The 20,315-nt window shown below is 59.7% G+C and carries 13 protein-coding genes; 11 read left to right on the top strand and 2 right to left on the bottom strand.

What is annotated here, in order from left to right:
• The first annotated feature begins 198 nt into the window (after window positions 1-198).
• The 9 genes from RHSP_RS25160 to RHSP_RS36100 all read left to right on the top strand — a co-directional run bounded on the left by RHSP_RS25160 (window position 199) and on the right by RHSP_RS36100 (window position 12,079).
• On the top strand, window positions 199-2,949 hold the full coding sequence (locus RHSP_RS25160) for a nitrate/nitrite transporter (protein WP_037154592.1): 2,751 nt from the start codon (window positions 199-201) through the stop codon (window positions 2,947-2,949).
• Between the two features lie 15 nt (window positions 2,950-2,964).
• Window positions 2,965-6,708: a nitrate reductase subunit alpha gene (locus RHSP_RS25165; protein ID WP_004125119.1), complete on the top strand. Its 3,744-nt coding sequence runs from the start codon at window positions 2,965-2,967 to the stop codon at window positions 6,706-6,708.
• Entirely contained in the window at window positions 6,705-8,231 is a 1,527-nt protein-coding gene (gene narH, locus RHSP_RS25170) for a nitrate reductase subunit beta (RefSeq protein WP_004125122.1), read from the top strand. Before RHSP_RS25165 ends, narH begins: the two co-directional genes overlap by 4 nt.
• The gene (gene narJ / locus RHSP_RS25175; protein WP_004125125.1) at window positions 8,231-8,941 is read left to right on the top strand and encodes a nitrate reductase molybdenum cofactor assembly chaperone; all 711 of its coding nucleotides are present in this window, start codon (window positions 8,231-8,233) and stop codon (window positions 8,939-8,941) included. The genes narH and narJ overlap by 1 nt, the downstream gene beginning before the upstream one ends.
• Before the next feature lie 12 nt (window positions 8,942-8,953).
• Window positions 8,954-9,685, top strand: a complete 732-nt coding sequence (gene narI / locus RHSP_RS25180) for a respiratory nitrate reductase subunit gamma (RefSeq protein ID WP_037154372.1) — start codon at window positions 8,954-8,956, stop codon at window positions 9,683-9,685.
• Window positions 9,686-9,688: 3 nt separating this feature from the next.
• Window positions 9,689-10,579, top strand: coding sequence for a peptidylprolyl isomerase (locus tag RHSP_RS25185; RefSeq protein ID WP_037154375.1), 891 nt, complete (start codon window positions 9,689-9,691; stop codon window positions 10,577-10,579).
• Between the two features lie 9 nt (window positions 10,580-10,588).
• Window positions 10,589-10,891 (top strand): hypothetical protein, encoded by a 303-nt coding sequence (locus RHSP_RS25190; RefSeq protein ID WP_037154378.1) that lies wholly within the window; start codon window positions 10,589-10,591, stop codon window positions 10,889-10,891.
• Window positions 10,892-11,032: 141 nt separating this feature from the next.
• A complete protein-coding gene (locus RHSP_RS36095; RefSeq protein WP_051074142.1) occupies window positions 11,033-11,602 on the top strand; it encodes a DUF2478 domain-containing protein in 570 nt (189 codons plus the stop codon).
• Window positions 11,603-12,079, top strand: a complete 477-nt coding sequence (locus tag RHSP_RS36100) for a hypothetical protein (RefSeq protein WP_167332674.1) — start codon at window positions 11,603-11,605, stop codon at window positions 12,077-12,079.
• Window positions 12,080-12,405: 326 nt separating this feature from the next.
• Here RHSP_RS36100 and RHSP_RS25205 read toward each other — a convergent pair whose 3' ends face one another.
• Both RHSP_RS25205 and RHSP_RS25210 read right to left on the bottom strand, forming a co-directional pair.
• Window positions 12,406-13,704, bottom strand: coding sequence for an MgtC/SapB family protein (locus RHSP_RS25205; protein ID WP_004125133.1), 1,299 nt, complete (start codon window positions 13,702-13,704; stop codon window positions 12,406-12,408).
• A gap of 397 nt (window positions 13,705-14,101) precedes the next feature.
• On the bottom strand, window positions 14,102-15,997 hold the full coding sequence (locus RHSP_RS25210) for a heavy metal translocating P-type ATPase (RefSeq protein WP_004125135.1): 1,896 nt from the start codon (window positions 15,995-15,997) through the stop codon (window positions 14,102-14,104).
• 728 nt (window positions 15,998-16,725) lie between these two features.
• Here RHSP_RS25210 and RHSP_RS25215 point away from each other — a divergent pair.
• Window positions 16,726-17,598 (top strand): HlyD family secretion protein, encoded by an 873-nt coding sequence (locus RHSP_RS25215; RefSeq protein ID WP_004125139.1) that lies wholly within the window; start codon window positions 16,726-16,728, stop codon window positions 17,596-17,598.
• Window positions 17,595-20,315: a ribosome-associated ATPase/putative transporter RbbA gene (rbbA, locus tag RHSP_RS25220; RefSeq protein WP_004125142.1), complete on the top strand. Its 2,721-nt coding sequence runs from the start codon at window positions 17,595-17,597 to the stop codon at window positions 20,313-20,315. The genes RHSP_RS25215 and rbbA overlap by 4 nt, the downstream gene beginning before the upstream one ends.

Genomic DNA, 20,315 nt, shown 5'->3' on the forward strand with positions numbered 1-20,315 from the left:
TTATCAATCTATAAGTATAAATAAGTCAATTTAGACGCTTTTACTCGAATTTCCTCTGCGGCGTATTCGGTATTATTTAAAAATACTTTGCATCGGCTCCTCCATTTGACGGAAATCAAAGTCGCATCCCGCATTCGCAGTTATTCCGATTTCGAGGCCAAAGAGGGACTCGTTCTTTGTCACGAACGGAATATCGTCATGCCTGCTCTCGATGAGATTGATCACAAGGCACAGCGTACTGCCCTTACCGCAAGTACGATTGCTTTTACGATATGTTTTGCAGCCTGGACCATTTTCGCCATCATCGGTATTCGAATTCGAGACGAGCTTGGGCTCACCGAGACCGAATTCGGCCTTCTGGTCGGCACGCCTATTCTTACCGGCTCGTTGATCCGCGTCATACTCGGAATCTGGACCGATCTTTATGGCGGGCGCATCGTGCTCGTCGGGACCATGTTTGCCGCTGCCGCGGCAACATTTCTGCTGACCTATGCGCATACATATCCGCAAATGCTTCTCGCGGCTCTCGGGGTCGGCATCGCCGGCGGCTCGTTTGCCGTCGGGGTTGCCTATGTATCGCGGTGGTATCCACCCGGCAAACAGGGCACGGCGCTCGGAATCTTCGGGGCCGGCAATGTCGGCTCGGCCGTCACCAAGTTTCTCGCGCCGCTGGTCCTGGTGGCCTGGGGCTGGCATGCGGTTGCGGAGATCTGGGCGGCGGGCCTGGTGGTCACGGCCATCCTCTTCTGGTTCATGACGGAAGACGATCCCATCCATGCCGAACGCCGCCGCACCGGTCAAAGGCCAAAGAGCGCATGGCTCGAGCTTGAACCGCTGAAGAATGTGCAGGTCTGGCGGTTCTCGCTCTACTATTTCGTTGTTTTCGGCGCCTTTGTCGCCCTTGCATTATGGCTGCCGCAATATCTGATCAATGTCTACGGGCTCGATATTCGCACCGCCGGCATGATCGCGGCCTTCTTCTCCGTGCCAGCCAGCCTTTTCCGCGCCTATGGCGGCCATCTGTCGGATGTCTATGGCGCGCGGCGCGTGCTCTACTGGACGTTCCTGGTTTCCATCGTCGCCACCTTCATCCTCGCCTATCCGCCGACCGACTACGCGGTCAAAACACTCAACGGCCCAGCCACCTTCCACCTTGAGATGGGCCTGGTAGGCTTTACCGTCGTCCTCTTTGTTCTCGGCTTCTTCATGGCGCTGGGCAAGGCTGCTGTCTACAAGCACATTCCGGCCTATTATCCGGATCATGTCGGTGCCGTCGGCGGGCTGGTCGGGATGATCGGTGGCTTCGGCGGTTTCCTGCTCCCGATCCTCTTCGGTGTCCTGCTTGACCTCACCGGCCTCTGGACCAGCTGCTTCATGGCGCTGTTCCTGCTGGTTTCGGCCGCCCTCGTCTGGATGCATATGGCCATCCGTCAGATGGAGCGTGGTGCGGTGGAAAAGACCCTCGACGCGCTGCCGCCCTTCCCGGAAATGCAGGGCATGCCGGCGCCGAAGGTCGAGCCTCGCCGCAGCGATACCGTGCTCACAGACTGGCGTCCGGAAGATCCGGCCTTCTGGACGGAAAAGGGCAGGCGCATCGCGCGGCGCAATCTCTGGCTTTCGATTCCGGCGCTTCTTCTTTCCTTCGCCATCTGGCAGGTCTGGTCCGTGGTCGTCGCGAAGCTGCCGCTCGTCGGCTACACGTTCACCACCGATCAGCTCTTCTGGCTGGCGGCTCTTCCCGGTATTTCCGGCGCGACCTTCCGGATTTTCTATTCCTTCATGGTGCCGATTTTCGGCGGCCGTCTATGGACGACGCTCACGACCTGGTCACTGATCATTCCTGCCGTCGGCATCGGTTTTGCGGTGCAGAATCCGAATACGCCCTATATCGTCTTCCTTCTTCTTGCCCTGCTTTGCGGCTTCGGCGGCGGCAACTTCGCCTCGTCGATGTCCAATATTTCCTTCTTCTTTCCAAAGTCGGAAAAGGGCAATGCGCTCGCCCTCAATGCCGGTCTCGGCAACCTCGGCGTCAGCGTCGTCCAGTTCGTCGTTCCGCTGGTCATCACCGCCGGCATCTTCGGCTGGCTCGGCGGCGATCCGGTGATGACGAAAGCAGCGACCGGCAGCGCACCGCTCTGGCTGCAGAATGCCGGCTTCTTCTTCGTGCCCTTCATCGCGATCTCGGCTTTTGCCTCCTGGTTCGGGATGAACGACATCGCTTCGGCAAAGGCCTCGTTCGCCGAGCAGGCGGTCATCTTCCAGCGTCGGCACAATTGGATCATGTGCTGGCTCTACACCGGAACCTTCGGCTCCTTCATCGGCTATTCGGCGGGCTTTCCGCTGCTTGCCAAGACGCTGTTTCCCGATGTCAACGCGCTGCAGTTCGCCTTCCTTGGTCCGCTGGTCGGCGCACTTTCCCGCTCGGGAACCGGCTGGCTTGCCGACCGCTTCGGCGGCGCGCGGGTCACCTTCTGGGTCTTCGTACTGATGATGGCCGGTGCCGGCGGCGTCCTCTGGTTCATCGCGGCCAAGGATCAACCGGGCGCCTTCTGGGGCTTCTTCATCTCCTTCCTCGTGCTCTTCTTCGCAACCGGCGTCGGCAATGCTTCGACCTTCCAGATGATCCCGGCGATCATGGGCAAGGAAATGATCCGGCTGATGCCGGACGCGACGCCCGAAGCCCGTCGCCTGGAGGCGGGAAAGGAATCCGCTGCGATCACCGGCTTTACCTCGGCCATCGCTGCCTTCGGCGCCTTCTTCATTCCGATGGGTTACGGGCTGTCGATCACCTTCACGGGCGGGCCGCAGGCGGCAATCTGGGCCTTCCTTATCTTCTACGTGACCTGCCTCGTCCTCACATGGGCCGCCTATACCCGCAAGGGCAGCCTTCTCTACGACGTCGAGCGCAACAAGCGAAATACCACCGGCAAGGCCGCGGCGGCCGAGTAAGACCAGGAGAACCACATGTCCCATTTCCTCGACCGGCTCACCTTCTTTCGAAAGAATGTCGGCCAGTTTTCCAACGGCCACGGCATCGTCACCAGCGAGGATCGCTCCTGGGAGGACGGTTACCGCAAACGCTGGCAGCACGACAAGATCGTCCGCTCGACCCATGGCGTGAACTGTACGGGTTCCTGCTCGTGGAAGATCTATGTGAAGGGCGGCATCGTCACCTGGGAGACGCAGCAGACGGACTATCCGCGTACGCGGCCGGACCTGCCGAACCATGAACCGCGCGGCTGTTCGCGGGGCGCCTCCTATAGCTGGTATCTCTATTCCGGCGCGCGCGTGAAATATCCGATGATCCGGGGGCGGCTCCTGAAGCTCTGGCGCAAGGCGCGGCAAACCATGTTGCCGGTCGCCGCCTGGGCGTCGATCGTCGAGGATGCCGAAAAGCGCAAGTCCTACATCTCCATTCGCGGCCATGGCGGCTTCGTGCGGGCAAATTGGGACGAGGTGACGGAAATCGTTGCTGCGGCCAATGCCTATACGATCAAGGCGCATGGCCCGGACCGCGTCATCGGCTTCTCGCCGATCCCGGCGATGTCGATGGTCTCCTATGCGGCGGGCGCGCGTTATCTCTCGCTCATCGGCGGCGTATGCATGTCCTTTTACGATTGGTATTGCGATCTGCCGCCGGCAAGCCCGCAAACCTGGGGCGAGCAGACCGATGTGCCGGAAAGCGCTGACTGGTACAATGCCGGCTTTATCGTCGTCTGGGGCTCGAACGTGCCGCAGACGCGTACGCCGGATGCGCATTTCTACACCGAAGTCCGCTACAAGGGCACCAAGAGCGCCGTCGTCAGTCCCGACTATGCCGAGGCGACGAAATTCGCCGATATCTGGCTGAACCCGAAGCAGGGAACGGATGCGGCGCTGGCGCTTGCCATGGGCCATGTGATCCTGCGCGAATATTACCTCGAGCGGTCGGTTCCCTATTTCGAGGATTATACCCGCCGCTATACCGATATGCCGTTCCTCGTGCGGCTTGTGGAGCGCGACGGTCGGCTGGTTCCCGAACGCCTGCTCAGGGCTTCGGAACTGGAAGGCGCGCTCGGTGAAGCCAACAATCCGGAATGGAAGACGGTCGCGATCGATGAGAAGACGGGCGAGCTGGTCGCTCCTCTTGGATCCGTCGGTTATCGCTGGGGAGAAACGGCCAAGTGGAATCTTGAGGAGAAGGACGGCCACGGCCGCAACACGTCTCTCAAGCTCTCGCTTGCGGGTGAGGGCGCTGCGATCGAGGCAGTCGATTTTCCCTATTTCGGCGGCCGGGCCACGGAGCATTTCGTGGCGACCGAACATGGCGAAATCCTCACCCGCAATGTCCCTGTCCGGACAATCGCCGGGACCGATGGCGCGCCCATCAAGGTCGCGACCGTCTATGATCTGATGATGGCGAATTACGGTCTCGATCGCGGCTTCGGCGGCGCGAATGTTGCTCGCGATTACGACGAGAATGTGCCCTTTACGCCCGCCTGGGCGGAGCACATCACCGGCGTCAAGCGCGATGCGATCATTACAGTTGCCCGTGAATTCGCAACCAATGCCGAGAAGACCAATGGCCGCTCGATGATCATCATCGGCGCCGGCATGAACCATTGGTACAACATGGACATGAATTACCGCGGCGTGATCAATCTCCTTGTCTTCTGCGGCGCGATCGGTCAGTCCGGCGGCGGCTGGTCTCATTATGTCGGGCAGGAGAAACTGCGGCCGCAGACCGGCTGGACGCCGCTTGCCTTCGGGCTCGACTGGTCCCGTCCGCCGCGCCACCAAAACTCGACGTCGTTCTTCTATGCGCATACCGATCAGTGGCGCTACGAGACGCTGACGGCGGCCGAAATCCTGTCGCCGACGGCGCCGGAAGGCGATTGGGAAAGCAGTTTCATCGACTACAACGTCCGCGCCGAGCGCATGGGCTGGCTGCCGTCGGCCCCGCAATTGAAGGTCAATCCGCTCTCGATTGCGGAAAAAGCGAAGGCGGCCGGCCTGGAGGCGAAGGATTATGTCGCGAAGGCCCTGAAATCCGGCGAGCTAGAGCTTTCGTGCGAAGATCCGGATGATCCGGCCAACTGGCCGCGCAACATGTTCGTCTGGCGTTCGAACCTGCTCGGCTCCTCCGGCAAGGGGCACGAATACTTCCTGAAGCATCTGCTCGGCACCGAAAACGGCGTTATGGGCAAGGATCTCGGACCGGAAGGGGCTGTCCGCAACAAGGAAGTCGTCTGGCACGACGAGGCACCGCGCGGCAAGCTCGACCTGCTGGTGACGCTGGATTTCCGCATGTCGACCACATGCGTCTACTCCGACATCGTCTTGCCGACTGCCACCTGGTACGAGAAGAACGACCTCAACACCTCGGACATGCATCCCTTCATCCATCCGCTGTCGGCGGCAGTCGATCCGGCCTGGGAAGCACGCTCCGATTGGGACATCTATAAGGGTATCGCCGAAGCCTTTTCGCGGGTCGCCCCGGAAGTACTTGGTGTCGAACAGGACGTCGTACTGACGCCGATTCAACACGACAGCGCCGGAGAACTGGCGCAACCCTTCGACGTCAAGGATTGGAAACGTGGCGAGATCGAGCCGATTCCTGGCCGCAGCATGCCGTCAGTCGCAGTCGTCGAGCGTGACTATCCGAACATCCATGCCCGCTTTACCGCACTCGGACCGCTGATGACCTCGATCGGCAATGGCGGCAAGGGCATCAGTTGGAAGACCGAGCATGAAGTGGCAGCGCTTGCAGCGCTGAACGGTGTGCATCGGGACGGTGCGGCAAAGAGCCTTGCGAAAATCGAGACCGACATCGATGCCGCAGAGGTCATCTTGATGCTCGCGCCGGAGACCAATGGCGAAGTGGCGGTGAAGGCCTGGGAAGCCCTGTCGAAGGCGACCGGCCGCGACCATGCGCATCTCGCCCTTCCCAAGGAAGACGAGAAGATCCGCTATCGCGATATCCAGGCGCAGCCGCGCAAGATCATCTCGTCTCCCACCTGGTCGGGCATCGAGAGCGAGAAGGTCTGCTACAATGCCGGCTATACCAACGTCCATGAGCTGATCCCCTGGCGTACGCTCACGGGCCGCCAGCAGCTGTATCAGGATCATCTTTGGATGCGGGCTTTCGGGGAAGGTCTCGTTACCTGGAAACCGCCGGTCGATTTGAAGACCATCGGCGTCGTCAAGGATCGCCATCCGAACGGCAACAAGGAAATCGTCCTCAATTTCCTGACGCCGCACCAGAAATGGGGCATCCATTCCACTTACACCGACAACCTCCTGATGCTGACCCTGAACCGGGGCGGACCAGTCGTCTGGGTTTCCGAGACGGACGCGAAGTCGGCAGGTATCGTCGACAACGACTGGGTCGAAGTCTTCAACGCCAATGGCGCGCTGACGGCCCGTGCCGTCGTTTCGCAGCGCATCAAGCCGGGCATGGTACTGATGTATCACGCCCAGGAGAAGATCATTAACACGCCCGGCTCGGAACTCACCGGCAACCGCGGCGGCATTCATAATTCGGTGACCCGCACGGTCCTGAAGCCGACCCATATGATCGGCGGCTATGCTCAGCTTGCCTATGGCTTCAACTACTACGGCACCGTCGGCTCCAACCGCGATGAATTCGTCGTCGTGCGTAAGATGTCCAAGGTCGATTGGCTGGAAGAGCCGCTTACAACCAATGCTCAGAAGGAGGCTGCAGAATGAAGATCCGTGCCCAGATCGCGATGGTTCTCAATCTCGATAAATGCATCGGCTGCCATACCTGTTCGGTCACCTGTAAGAACGTTTGGACCAGCCGCGAGGGCGTCGAATATGCCTGGTTCAACAATGTCGAGACCAAGCCTGGCGTCGGCTATCCCCGCGAATGGGAAAACCAGGAGAAATGGAACGGCGGCTGGCGGCGCAAGCGGAACGGCAAGATCGAGCCGAAGATCGGTGCGAAATGGCGCATCCTCGCCAATATCTTCGCCAATCCCGACCTGCCTGAAATCGACGACTACTACGAACCCTTCACCTTCGACTACGACCATCTGCACACCGCAAAGGAATCGAAGGCCTTTCCGACCGCGCGCCCGCGGTCGCTGATTTCAGGCGAGCGCATCGAAAAGATCGAATGGGGCCCGAACTGGGAGGAAATCCTTGGCGGCGAATTCGAGAAGCGCTCCAAGGACGTGAACTTCGAGGGTATCGAGAAGGAGATCTACGGCCAGTTCGAGAACACCTTCATGATGTACCTGCCGCGGCTGTGCGAGCACTGCCTCAACCCGGCCTGTGCTGCCGTCTGTCCCTCGGGCGCGATCTACAAGCGTGAAGAAGATGGCATCGTGCTCATCGACCAGGACAAGTGCCGCGGCTGGCGCATGTGCGTTTCCGGCTGCCCTTACAAGAAGATCTATTACAACTGGTCGTCCGGTAAGTCGGAAAAGTGCATCTTCTGCTATCCTCGTATCGAGGCCGGCCAGCCGACCGTCTGCTCGGAAACCTGTGTCGGGCGTATCCGCTATCTCGGCGTGCTGCTTTACGATGCCGACCGCATCGAGGCGGCCGCAAGCGCACCGGACGAGAAGGATCTCTACCAGGCCCAGCTCGATCTCTTCCTGGATCCGAAGGATCCGAAGGTGATCGCCCAGGCGCGCGCCGACGGCGTGCCGGAGGCATGGCTTGAGGCCGCCGTTGTTTCGCCGATCTGGAAGATGGCGATGGACTGGAAGGTCGCCTTCCCGCTGCATCCCGAATATCGCACCTTGCCTATGGTCTGGTATGTGCCGCCGCTTTCGCCGATCCAATCGGCGGCGTCCGCGGGCAAGATGGGGCTGAACGGCGATATGCCGGACGTTCGTTCGCTGCGCATTCCGCTTCAATATCTCGCCAACCTCCTGACTGCAGGCAACGAAGAGCCCGTGGCACTGGCGCTGGAGCGCATGCTTGCCATGCGCGGCTACATGCGTGCCAAGTCCATCGACGGCCGCATCGACGAACGTATTGCCCAGAATGTCGGGCTCACCGGCGCCGATATCGAGGACATGTACCAGATCATGGCGATTGCCAACTACGAAGACCGCTTCGTCATCCCGACGGCACACCGCGAATGGAGCGAGGACGCCTATGATCTGCGCGGCTCCTGCGGCTTCTCCTTCGGCAACGGCTGTTCCGGTGGCTCAAGCGAGACCAATCTCTTCGGCACGAAGCCGCAGAAGAAGGCCAAGAACCCGATGGAGATCGCATAATGACCGAGAGACATGCCGTTCTTACCTTCCGCGCACTCTCCGCACTCCTGACCTATCCGTCAGAGGAGCTCTGCGCCGCCGTGCCGGAGATCGAAGAGGCGATTGCGGCGGAAAAACTCGTACCGCCTTCCGCCGCATCGGCGCTTCGTCCGCTTCTTAACGATCTTGCATCGCTCGATCTCTTCGAGCTGCAGGAACGCTATGTCGAACTCTTCGACAGGAGCCGGCGCCTTTCGCTGCATCTCTTTGAGCATGTGCACGGAGAAAGCCGCGATCGCGGCCAGGCCATGGTCGATCTTGCCGCCCTCTATGAGAAGGACGGATTGGAACTCCAGGCCAATGAGCTTCCGGACTATCTGCCGCTCTTCCTCGAATATCTGTCGACGAAGCCGCTTGGCGAGGCGCTCAACCTCCTAACCGAGACGGCCCATATTCTGGGTGCGCTTGAAGAGCGCCTGGTCTCAAGGGCTTCTCCCTATGCAGCCGTGTTAACGGCCATTCGCGTCATGGCGGGCGTCCCGCTCCATGCGGCCGGCGAAGCGGATCTGTCCGAGGGAGAGGCCGGCGATCTCGCCGCGCTTGATGCGGAATGGGAGGAAACGACCGTCACCTTCGGTCCGGGAAGCGGGGCCATGGATGGCTGTTCTACCGAACGGCTTCAAACCCGACTGCGGGCCGCACATCGCGATGCGCGCGGCAACGCTCATTGAAGGAGGAAGATCATGTCCGAGACGATCAATTCCGCACTCTTCGGCTGGTATCCCTATTTCTGCCTCACCGTCTTCCTGCTTGGCAGCCTGATCCGCTTCGATCGCGAGCAATATACCTGGAAGACCGGCTCGTCGCAGCTGCTGCGCCGCAAGCAGCTGCGTTGGGGTTCCAATCTCTTTCATATCGGCATTCTGGTCATCTTCATCGGCCATGCCGGCGGGCTGCTGACGCCGATCGCGATTTTCGACGCGCTTGGGATCCCGCACGGTTTCAAGCAGGGACTTGCGATCGTCGTCGGTGGTGTGGCCGGCATCGCCTGCTTCATCGGCATCACGCTTCTTGCCCATCGCCGCTTCTTCGATCCGCGCATCCGCGCGACGTCGAGCTTCGGGGACATGGCGATCCTGCTCATTCTATGGCTGCAGCTGACGCTGGGCCTCTCCACCATCTCCGTCTCGCTCCACCATATGGACGGTCATGAGATGGTAAAGTTCATGAACTGGGCGCAGGGCATTCTGACGCTGCAGCCGGCTGCCGCTGCCTACGTCGCTGACGTGCATCCCATCTTCAAAACGCACCTGTTGCTCGGCATGACGATCTTCCTGCTGTTTCCGTTTACCCGCCTGGTCCATGTCTGGAGTGCACCGATCTGGTATCTCGGGCGTCCCGGCTATCAGGTCGTGCGGAGCCGCTTCGATCGACGGCGCCATCCGTCTCGTTCCTACCGCCATCCGGGGGAATGAACCATGGTTTCCATCATCATCGACCGTACCGCAACACAGCCTCTCGACGAGCACGAGCACCGGCACGATCACCAGCCAAGTCGCGCGGCCGGGGCAGGCATCATGCCGCCGGTCAGCGTCAATGGCGTGCCGATCTCCCGCAAGGACATCGCTGCCGAGACGCAGAATTTCCCGGCCGACAATCCGGGTGCTGCGTGGCATGCCGCAACGCGAGCGCTCGTCGTTCGCCATCTGCTTTTGGAGGAGGCGCGGTGCCTGGGCATCCTCATCGAGCCACAGGCCGATGCCGAGGGGCGCGTCGAAACCGACGAAGACGCGCTGCTGCGTGCGCTCCTCGAGCGGGAAGTGCAGACGCCTGCGGCAGACGAGGAGGCGCTGCGTCGCTTCTATGACAATAACCGCAAGCGTTTCGTGACGCCGCCGCTTTTCGAGGTGGATCATATCCTGATTGCAGCGCGGCGGCAGGATGCCGACGCCTTCGCCGAGGCGCGCGAGCGAGTGGCCTCCCTTGCTGGCGCTCTGGAACGCGAGCCGGAGCGCTTTGCCGAATTGGCCAGAGACTGTTCCGACTGTCCCTCCCGCGAGGTCGGTGGCAGCCTCGGGCAGATCAGCCTGGGAGATACGACACCGGAATTCGAAGCCGCATTGATTGAGCTTGCCGTCGGCAAGATATCGGCGCCCGTCGAAAGCCGCTATGGGGTTCATCTCATTCGCCTCGTTCGCAAGATCGAGGGTTCGCTCCTGCCGTTCGAAGCAGTCAGAGCGCAGATCGCCGAATATCTCGAAGAACATGTCCGCCGGCAGGCGACAGCGCAGTATATTTCGCTGCTTGTGGGCAGTGCCGACATCCGGGGTATCACGCTTAAGGGTGCTGCGACCCCTCTGGTACAGTGAGGAGAAACCATGTTCGGTGCGCTGCTGGCAAGCCTCGATAATCCCCAAACCGCCGAAAGGCTGATCGATGCCCTTGGCATGGAGGGACTGGCCGAACGGCTCGAAAACGCAGCTGCTGCAGAAGCGATGGAGCCGGCAAGCTACTTTGCGGCGATTGTCCGCTCGTTCATGGAAACGGCGTCCGACGATCATTTCGTGCAGCTGATCGGCATCATGAATCGCTCCGACGATCCGGGCCTTGCCGCGGTTCGCGCCATCCTGAACAAGGTGCTGCCAGAGGAAACTTGCTGTGATGCTCGCGCTAAAGCATGACAGATGTTTCCCTGCACATGTCGGGGCGGCGTCTTTTGACGTGGCCTGCCATCTGCGTCATTGGCAAGGGTGGCCTGCCTTCCGCTCTTCCGGTGAATGCGATCGAAACTTCAATCAGGCCCTATCCGAAGGATGCCACCAATGCGCCTCGATCACTCCAGCTACCCCATTACCGCAATCGTCTATTCGAAGGGATCGGATTTCGAGAGATTTCTGAGAGATACGACGAAGACGATGATGGACGAGGGCATGCGCCTTGCCGGCCTGATCCAGCACAGCGAGCCGCGATCTGATCGCACCAAATGCGATATGTATCTCAGGGATCTTGCGAGTGATGAGCTCTATGCAATATCGGAGGATCGCGGGCGGGAAGCGCGTGGATGCGCCCTCGATACCGATCGATTGCTTGTAGCCTGCGAGGCGGTTGGAGAGAGTCTCTCTGACAGGACTGACCTTCTGGTGCTCTCCAAATTCGGCAAGGTCGAGGTGGAAGGTGGCGGCTTTCGATCGCTGATCGTTCGGGCGATGGAACTGTCCGTGCCCGCTTTGATCGGGGTTCCAGAGATCAACCTCGTGCCGTTTCGGGAGTTCGCGGCCGGATTTGCCAAAGAAATTGAGCTGTTGGATCTTGCTGGCAATTGGTTGACGCTGCAAAGCATCCGCGCTCGTGCCATCGATTGCAGGAACGACGGTCGTCATGTGAGGGCGTGAATGATGGATGACATCGCGGTCGCCCGGGCTCTGCACGTTCTTGCCGTCGTTCACTGGATCGGCGGACTGAGCTTCGTGACGCTGGTCATTTTGCCGCTCGTCAGATCTGATCGGGTCAGTGCTGACGCACAGATGTTGTTCGAAAGCGTTGAACGGCATTTCTCGGCACAGGTTCGAATCTCCATACCGGTTGCGGGCATAACGGGCCTCTGGATGACCTATAGGATGGAGCTCTGGGACCGCTTCGCCGATCCGAATTTCTGGTGGATGTCGGCAATGTTTGGCATATGGCTGATCTTCATGCTTATGCTGTTTGTGATCGAGCCACTCTCCCATGCGAAATTCCAGCGGGACGCTCAGAAGGACCCGCAGGCAGCCTTCCGTCGCATAAGCCGCCTGCACGAATTTCTTCTTCTGCTTGCGGTCGCAACGGCATTCGGCGCTGTTGCCGGGGCTCACGGGCTTGTTTTCTTCTAACGTGCCGGTTCGATGATGCTGACGCCTGCCCATTCCGACCTTTTGAAAAAAAAGGCTCGGCATTCGTCGAATGCGCCGGAAGACTGGGCAATCAAGGTAGCGATCGTGCCGGGCTTTAGGTAGCACCCAGGATATTGATCGGGTTATGCGGTTTGTGGGCAATTGAGGCCGCGATCGGCGCAAAAATAACCCCGTCATCGTTCCAGGTTTTTATGCGTTTCCAAACGGTTGCCGTGGGTTTCGCGTGACGTGAGTATTCTGAGCCGATTTACTGCATACTCAAACACTTAACTGTCTCTATCGTTCATCGAAGAACCGGCAGCTTGCTATCTCGGCAAATGTTCCATCATAAGCCACTCTATCATCGGTATTGTTTCGAACACGACGATGGCAGCGACGAGTGCGCTGGCGCTGGCCAGTAGAAAACGGCCACCGTACGCGCGACCGCCCAGGGCTAAAGCATATGCCGTTTTTGCCACCGTATTGGCGATGACGGCTGCCCCGAGAGCCGTCGCCGCAAATTCAGCGCCTATGGTGTCAATGATGCCAGCAATCGTAACGGTGATGGCATCAATATCTGCGAGTCCAGAGAGCGTCGAGACGACGAGCAAGCCTGACTGCCCGAACCAGGCTGCGGCCGCCCGCGCCAAGAAGCTCACAGCAACCAGGAGAAGTGCAGTTTTCAAAACGGACAGCAATTCGAACGGATTTCGGGTGCCCAGTTCAGGGGGCCGGGGAGTATCCTTCTGTGCAAAGAGCAGTGAAAAACCGGCCATCACGAGGGCGGCGGCAACCAGGGAGGGGCCGAGGCGCGCCGCGATCGGCGGCGCAAGGATGGCGAGATAGAGAAGTACCTTGAGGTACGAGACAGCGTTTGCGGCCGTTGCGCCGGCAACCAACAATGCCGCGGACTGCCCGGTGAGACTGAGGCGGGCATTCGTGACGGCAATCGCGGTTGACGATACCAGGCCGTTGACCGCTCCGGCGACGAGTTCGCCGCGAACCTGCCCGAACGCCTTGACGGCGACATATCCCAGGAAGGAGATGCCGGCGAGAAGGACGACCAATTGCCAGGTGCCGGAGGGGGAAATGCCACCGAACGGGCCGACTGGCGCATCCGGCAGGATGGGCAGGACAATGACAGCCATTGCAAGGAAAACGATGGCCGATCGCAGCTCGTTCCAACTGAGAGCCCGAACGAACCGATGCAGTATCTCGCGACTGGCCAGGATTGCCACGAGCGAAACGCCACCGGCCGCTGCCAACCGCGCATTGCCGAGCACGGCCAAAATTCCCAGTGCAAAGGTTGCCATGGCGGCGACGACGGTGGTGACACTGTAATCGCCCTCCACGATCGATTCCCGAAACTGATAGAGGGCGAAGATTGCGCTAAAGATCGCGAACATGGCGCCGACGACGAGGCCGTACAGCGCCGGCGGTGCGGATTGCGTCTGTTCGATCAGGCCCGAAAGACCGCCGAGCATGCCAGCGATCATGAAGGTGCGGATTCCGGCGGTTCGCTTTCCGGCGCCTTCGTCGCGCTCCCGCCAGTGACGCTCTACACCCACAACCGCGCCGATAGCCAATGCCAGTGCGAGCCGTTCGAACGATTCAATGCTCTCCATCTCAGTCCCTTATTCGGCGTGGCGTGTTCTTGCTATGCTTCCACCATCTCGGCCCAGTTGTTACGTCCAAAGCGCCTGCTGATTCCGAAACCTTACTCGGCGAGCCGACCGCCATCCATCCCTGCAATCAGGTGAGGCTGAGCGATTGCGAGTCAATTGTCACCGCAAGAGGTGAAAGAGTGGCTCTCTTTCCCTTGTGGGTTGAAGAGATATTGTTGCAATGCCGCCAAATACCGACCTAGTTTGCCATCGGTGCCCGCGCTAGGCTCGAATGTCCGAAGGAAGCGGCGCCGAATTGTCACCCCCATTTTTGATGTCAAGAAATGCATCAAGTCTCTGTTCGAAAGCCTGCGCCGAGCGGTCGCCAGGCAAGGAGGCGCCTTGGCGGGTAATGGGCTCAGGCGACCGGCCGCTGTATCGAGTCGTCAGAAGGCTTAGACTCGCAGGTAGCAGGCGCATAAGGCCGAATGCGCAGTGCCCGTAAGGCGTTCAGAATGACGGCAACGTCGATCGCTTCCTGGAGCAAGGCGCCCTGCACGGGTGTAAGATAGCCAAATGCGGCGGCCAGCATGCCCAGAACGGAAAAACCGATCCCTGTTGCGACACTTTCGAGCGCAATGCGCCGAGAGCGCCGGGCGATCTCGATCCCCACTCCAAGTTGGTCGATGCGATCCACGAGCAGGACGACATCGGCCGCTTCGGCCGAGGCGGCAGCTCCGCGGGCACCCATAGCTACGCCCACGTCTGCGGCCGCGAGCGCCGGCGCATCGTTGACGCCGTCGCCCACCATCATCACCGGGCCGTTCTTCCGCTCAGTCAGAACTGTCAGGACCTTTTGGTCGGGTGTCAGTTCCGTGCAAAGCCCGTCCAGACGGAGTCCTTTTGTGACGCGCTCTGCCACCTCCATGCGGTCGCCAGTCGCGAGCAGAATGCGTTCGATACCTTCCTGACGCAGCTTGGTTAGTACCGCTTCAGCTCCCTCCCGAAGTGGATCGGCCATGATGAGATAACCAGCCAGGCGACCGTCCACGGCTAGAGCCACAAGGACGGAGCCGGCTGCAAGGGCCTGATTGCTGCCGGCCTTTCGACCTGTACGCCGCGCTACGAAATCTTCGCCACCCACGATGACCATCTGGCCGTCGACCGTTCCGATGACGCCTTCGCCCGGGATCTCCGCTACCTCTAATGGCACCGGCAGCGTTATTCCTCTTTGCTTGGCGGCACTGACAATTGCCTGTGCGACCGGATGCTTGGACGCTTGGTCGAGTGCTGCGGCAAGACGGAGCACATCATCTTCGGGCATGCCGTTACGGCTGTCGATCTCGATAATCTCGGGGCGCCCATCCGTTAAGGTGCCTGTTTTGTCGAGTACAAGTGTGCGAATGCGCGCCATCATTTCCAAAGGTTTGGCGCCCTTGATCAGTACCCCGAAATGCGCGGCCCGCGATAGACCTGCCACCAGGGCTACCGGCACCGCCAAAATCAGTGGACAAGGCGTTGCGACGACCAAAACGGCGACTGTTCTGGTTGGGTCTCGTGTGAACCACCACGCCGCAAAAGCAAGTGCGACGGTAATGGCAAGAAAGCCCAATGACCAACGGTCGGCCAGCCTCGACATCGGTGCCTTGGACCGTTGCGCTTGTTCCACAAGGCGCACGATCCCCGCATAGGTGCTCTCGTTGGCGAGCCGTGTAGCGATAAGGTCAAATGCATCGCCTGCGTTTGTTGAGCCACTCATGGCCTCTGCACCCGTTACCACGCGGACAGGCAGAGATTCTCCCGTCAACGGAGACGTATCGAGAAAGGCGAGAGCGGAAGCTATCGTTCCATCCACCGGGACAATATCGCCCTGCCGAACCAGCAGTCTGTCGCCCGGCTTGATTTGGTCCAGCGCTATGTCTTCGAGCGCACCTTTGCGATGTCGCGTCGCAGTCCGGGGGACGCGCGAGAGGAGGTCGCGCATCTCCCTGCGCGCTCGACCTTCGGCGAAGCCTTCCAAGAAGGTGCCACCGGAATACATCACCGCTACAACAGCGGCCGCAAGCGTCTCATCGAAGATGACTGCAGCGGACATTGATAGTGCTGCTACGATGTCGAGCCCAACCTCTCCGCGCCATAGGTCGTGCAGGATTTCCAACAGAAGCGCCGCAAGAATCGGGAAAACACCAACCGTCCAGGTCGTACGAGCGGCATCAGCCCGGCCCCAAAAATGAAAGACAAGCCCCAACGATAGGCTTGTCAGCGCCAGCAGCAGAAGTGCGGTCTTAACTTGATCGCGGCTCGCAAATTGCATGCGGCTGATACCTTGGTAGAACCTGACAAAAGTGTTCGAATATCTTCGACCAAAGAAGGCCCCGTGCCTTGACGTGGATCAACGCGCGGGGAGGGCGCCAGCTCTTTTCAACGCTGCGAACGATGCCCCCAAATCTGGCACCGCAATCGGCGCTCGTTGCTGTCGGTATTCTATCAAGCGGCAGACGAAGCGTTGAGGAAACATTGAAAAGAGATGTCGGCGATGTCGCACCCGGTCTTGTTGTCATGGGCGCCTATAGTCATTCTCGTCTCCGAGAGGTCATATTCGGTGGCGTGACGCAGGCCATGCTTGAAACGGCGGGCTTTCCGATTTTCTCGAGCCATTGATTGCCGCAAAATCGAATCCAACACCTAAGGTAGGATATATTCTCCCCGTTCTCAGCGCGGCAGGCTTGATTGTGGAGCGGCATGTTATGCCATGATAGCGGGTGGAAACCTCCATGCTTAGTGATCTAAGTCAATGTGGGAGCCGTTGTCCCGCAATAGAAGCAAGACATTGGTTCCAATGTCGGATCCTTGTCTTTCAACACTTGCCGGAGTTGCGGTTTCGTGCGTCATTTTATGCCTCTCTTCATAATCGCGACACTGACGATCGGCTCTGGCATCAGCTGCCGCCCTGCGGCAGCTGCGAATGAGGCAAACCTCACGGGTAGATTGCACGCATTATGGGACAGGCTGGGAGGCAAGCGGCTTCCCGAAGGCATAACCATGGCTAATGGGCGGATCGAGGCAGAACAGGTTCTGGTCTCCGCCAAATTCGGCGGGCGCGTCTCCGAAGTTCTTGTCAGCGAGGGGCAGACCGTTGATGCCGGCGCCGTGGTAGCTCGAATGGATACCGCTGATCTGCAAGCTCAGTTCGCTGGTGCGCAAGCGGAGGTTCGCCGCGCGGAAAAAGCGGCAATCCAGGCGGAAGCCTTGATCGCTCAACGTGACAGCGAGCTTGTGCTTGCCGAACAGGAATACGACCGTGCGTCCGATCTGAATACTCGCGGTGCTGGTACGAGACAGCAACTCGATTTGCGCCAAAGCCAACTGAGAGCCGCGCAGGCAGCCCGTATTGCTGCTGCGGCGGCGCTGGACGAGGCAAAGGCGGCGACGGATACAGCGCGCGCCGAAGTCGCACGAATTCAGTCATTGCTTAACGACGCAGTCTTGACCGCACCACGCCGAGGTCGCGTGGAATACAAGCTGGTACAATCGGGTGAAGTCGTTGCTGCCGGTGCTCCGATCGTTACGCTGCTCGATCTTTCCAATGTCTATATGACTGTCTTCCTGCCAGCCAAGGTAGCGGGATCAATTGCCATTGGCGATGAGGCACGGATCATACTCGATCCAGCCCCCAGCTACGTGGTCCCCGTCACTGTTTCGTTCGTTGCAACCGATGCACAGTTCACGCCCAAGACCGTCGAGACGCAGGACGAGCGGGAGAAATTGATGTTCCGCGTCAAACTCCAGATCGCGTCCAGTCTCCTGAAGCAATATGAGGCGCAAGTGAAGATCGGAGTACGGGGCGTGGCCTATGTGCGCGGCGTCAAGAACATCCCGTGGCCCTCTGAGCTTACCGTGAAGCTGCCGCAATGAGCGACGCGGCAGTCTACCTTCGGCATGTTTTTCATCGTTACGGCAAGACACTGGCCCTCGACGATGTCGACCTGAAAATTCCCGCCGGCTCCACCTGTGGCGTTATCGGACCCGATGGGGTCGGCAAGTCGACTTTGCTTGGGCTTGCTGCAGGCGTTGTTCGCATTCAAGCCGGAGATGTGGAAGTGCTCGGTGGCGATATGAGCCACGCGCGTGCGCGGCGGTCGGTGTGCGCACGTATCGCCTACATGCCGCAAGGGCTTGGGCGAAATCTCTATCCCACGCTTGGGGTTGCGGAAAATCTTGATTTTTTCGGCCGCCTCTTCGGGCAGGACAGCGTTACTCGGAAAACGAGAATCGATGAGCTTCTGCTTGCCACTGGCCTTGCCCCGTTCAGGGATCGGCCTGCGGGCAAACTTTCAGGCGGCATGAAGCAGAAGCTGGGAATCTGCGCTGCTCTCATTCACGATCCCGATCTATTGATCCTTGATGAGCCCACGACGGGTATCGATCCATTGTCGCGCCGGCAGTTCTGGGAACTCATTTCCGGCATGCGTGACCGCCGTCCGGAGATGAGCGTCATCGTGGCGACGGCTTATATGGAAGAGGCGGAGAGATTCGACTGGTTGGTCGCGTTGAATGCCGGCCGCGTCATCGCCACCGGTAGTCCGGCCGAGATCAAACAACGGACGGGTGAGAACTCGCTCGAGCGATCTTTCGTGGCCCTCATGCCGAAGAATGTCGGTCGGGCTCATAGTCCGATCGAGGTTCCTCCCCGCATGCCTTATGGTGGCCCTCCTGCGATCGAGGCGGAGGAGCTTACCCGCCGCTTTGGCACTTTCACCGCAGTCGATCACGTCAGCTTTCGTATCGAAAAGGGCGAGATTTTCGGCTTCCTCGGTTCGAACGGCTCGGGGAAGAGTACGACGATGAAGATGCTGACAGGCCTCTTGCCCGCAAGCGAGGGGCGTGCAGCTTTATTCGGTCAGCCGCTTGATGCACGCGACATGGCGACCCGCCGCCGCGTCGGTTACATGTCACAGTCTTTTTCTCTCTATGGTGAATTGAGCGTGCAGCAGAACTTGGCGCTGCACGCTCGGCTGTTCGGCATGCCACATGATACGATCGAACCGCGCGTCGGAGAAATGCTCGACCGCTTCGATCTTTCGGACGTTGCCGGCGATCAGCCCGAGGGCCTTCCGCTGGGCGTACGCCAGCGGCTGCAGCTCGCCGTCGCCGTGATCCATAGGCCGGAGGTACTCATTCTCGACGAGCCGACTTCCGGTGTCGATCCCATTGCCCGCGATGATTTCTGGCGTTTCCTGATCGCTCTTGCGCGCGAGGAGGGGGTCACGATCTTCCTATCTACGCATTTCATGAACGAGGCTGAGCGCTGCGACCGCATTTCGCTGATGCACGAGGGTAAGGTGCTGGCGATCGGTAGCCCAGACGAGTTGAAACAACAGCGAAAGAAGGAAACGCTTGAAGACGTGTTCATTAGCGCACTCGATGAGGCCGGAACGGGTCACGATGCGGGGCTGGTCAAACTTTCGGATCCAGTTCGGGATAAAAAGACCGAGATGTCCGGCGCGGTCGACCCGCGCCGCCTATGGGCCTACGCATGGCGCGAGACGTTGGAAATCCTCCGCGATCCCACGCGTCTGGTTTTCGCTTTCCTTGGGCCGGTCCTTCTTCTTCTCGCCTTCGGCTACGGCATTTCCTTCGATGTCGAACACCTTCCCTTTGCAGCTTATGATCAAGATCAGACTGCTCAAAGCCGGCAATTGCTGGAGAGTTTCCAGGGGGCGCGGTATTTTGACGAGCAGCCGCCCATCATCTCGTCCGGCGATATGGACGCTCGATTGAAAAGCGGGGAGCTGAAGCTTGCAATCGAGGTGCCCTCCGACTTTGGCCACGACCTGCTACGCCAGCGCCGGCCCGAGGTCGCTGTCTGGCTTGATGGCGCCATGCCCTTCCGGGCGGAAACCACGCGAGGTTACGTGACAGGTCTCGCGTTGAACTATTTGACGGATGAAGCAACGCGCCGAAATGGCAAAGCGGGCTCCCCCTATCCGATCAATATTGAGCCGCGCTTTCGATACAATCAGGCATTTAAAAGCGTAAATGCTATCGTGCCGAGCGTTATCGTATTGGTGTTGGTGCTGATTCCAGCCATCACGACGGCGGTCGGCATTGTTAGAGAGAAGGAAACAGGGTCGATCGCCAATTTCCGGGCAACTCCCGTCACTCGTTTCGAATTTCTCCTTGGCAAGCAGCTTCCCTACGTGGTGATCGCCTTTCTGAGTTTCCTTTCCCTGGTCCTGGTGTCCCGGTTTGTCTTTGACGTTCCCCTCAAAGGTTCCTTTGCGACGCTTGCCGCCGGTTCACTAGCCTATGTCCTCGCCACCACCAGTTTCGGCCTGCTTGTATCGAGTTTTGTCAAAACCCAGGTTGCGGCCATCTTCGCCACGGCGATCATCGCCATCATTCCGGCTGTGAACTTCTCGGGCTTGCTGGTTCCTGTTTCCTCGCTTTCCGGCAGCGGGCGATTGATGGGGCTTGCCTTTCCGGCTGCCTGGTATCAGCCGGTCAGCGTCGGTATCTTTGCCAAGGGGCTCGGCCTCTCGGCTCTATGGCCGGATTTTGTCGCGCTGGTCATGTTCGGCATCGCCTTCATCACTGCCGCAGTCGTCGTGCTGCGCAAGCAGGGAGCCTGA

Source organism: Rhizobium freirei PRF 81 (genome assembly GCF_000359745.1).
Classification (GTDB): domain Bacteria; phylum Pseudomonadota; class Alphaproteobacteria; order Rhizobiales; family Rhizobiaceae; genus Rhizobium; species Rhizobium freirei.

Bases quoted from the DNA above. Each gene is read 5' to 3' on its own strand.
- RHSP_RS36100 (WP_167332674.1), top strand. From the start codon at position 11,603: ATGATGGATGACATCGCGGTCGCCCGGGCTCTGCACGTTCTTGCCGTC.
- narJ (WP_004125125.1), top strand. From the start codon at position 8,231: ATGACCGAGAGACATGCCGTTCTTACCTTCCGCGCACTCTCCGCACTC.
- narI (WP_037154372.1), top strand. From the start codon at position 8,954: ATGTCCGAGACGATCAATTCCGCACTCTTCGGCTGGTATCCCTATTTC.
- RHSP_RS25190 (WP_037154378.1), top strand. From the start codon at position 10,589: ATGTTCGGTGCGCTGCTGGCAAGCCTCGATAATCCCCAAACCGCCGAA.
- rbbA (WP_004125142.1), top strand. From the start codon at position 17,595: ATGAGCGACGCGGCAGTCTACCTTCGGCATGTTTTTCATCGTTACGGC.
- RHSP_RS25160 (WP_037154592.1), top strand. From the start codon at position 199: ATGCCTGCTCTCGATGAGATTGATCACAAGGCACAGCGTACTGCCCTT.
- RHSP_RS25210 (WP_004125135.1), bottom strand. From the start codon at position 15,997: ATGCAATTTGCGAGCCGCGATCAAGTTAAGACCGCACTTCTGCTGCTG.
- RHSP_RS36095 (WP_051074142.1), top strand. From the start codon at position 11,033: ATGCGCCTCGATCACTCCAGCTACCCCATTACCGCAATCGTCTATTCG.
- RHSP_RS25215 (WP_004125139.1), top strand. From the start codon at position 16,726: ATGGCTAATGGGCGGATCGAGGCAGAACAGGTTCTGGTCTCCGCCAAA.
- RHSP_RS25205 (WP_004125133.1), bottom strand. From the start codon at position 13,704: ATGGAGAGCATTGAATCGTTCGAACGGCTCGCACTGGCATTGGCTATC.
- RHSP_RS25185 (WP_037154375.1), top strand. From the start codon at position 9,689: ATGGTTTCCATCATCATCGACCGTACCGCAACACAGCCTCTCGACGAG.
- RHSP_RS25165 (WP_004125119.1), top strand. From the start codon at position 2,965: ATGTCCCATTTCCTCGACCGGCTCACCTTCTTTCGAAAGAATGTCGGC.
- narH (WP_004125122.1), top strand. From the start codon at position 6,705: ATGAAGATCCGTGCCCAGATCGCGATGGTTCTCAATCTCGATAAATGC.